The organism is Novosphingobium sp. CCH12-A3 (genome assembly GCF_001556015.1).
Lineage (GTDB): Bacteria > Pseudomonadota > Alphaproteobacteria > Sphingomonadales > Sphingomonadaceae > Novosphingobium > Novosphingobium subterraneum.
In genome coordinates this window covers 1-479 of the sequence record NZ_LSIA01000269.1, presented here as the reverse complement: position 1 = coordinate 479, position 479 = coordinate 1, and the positions used below count along the sequence as shown (strand labels likewise).

Below are 479 nucleotides of genomic sequence, written 5' to 3'. Positions count from 1 at the left end.
TCGTCGACGGGTCCGTTGTGGCCTTGCAGGTGGTGGATCCAGGCGGTCAGGCCTTCGCGTATGGCGGGGCAGGTGCGGCCGTGTTTCTCGTTGTGCGCCAGCGTCTCGAGCCAGCGCTGCGGGATCTTCTGCGAGCCGTCCATGGCGATCTGGATCAGGCGGTGGTTGAGGCTGGGATTGGCGAAGCGGGCGATCAGCGCATCGGCATAGGCGGCAAGGTCCTGCCCCGGTGCGGTCGCGATCGTCGGTGCGGCTTCGTTGCGCATCAACTGCTCGGCAAGGCTGCGCAAGGCAGGATCGGCAATGGCTTCGTGGACATATTCATGGCCCGCCCTGAGCCCGCAGTATGCCAGCAGCGAGTGCGCGCCGTTGAGCATGCGCAGCTTGGCCGTCTCGTAAGGGGCAACCTCGGAGACGATCTGCGCGCCGACAGCTTCCCAGCGCGGACGCGGGGACGCAAAGCGGTCCTCGATCACCCA

At 66.6% G+C, this 479-nt stretch carries 1 pseudogene; it reads right to left on the bottom strand.

The window, feature by feature from the left end:
- Window positions 1-479: pseudogene (locus tag AX703_RS21885) on the bottom strand (mannitol dehydrogenase family protein); the annotation flags it as partial.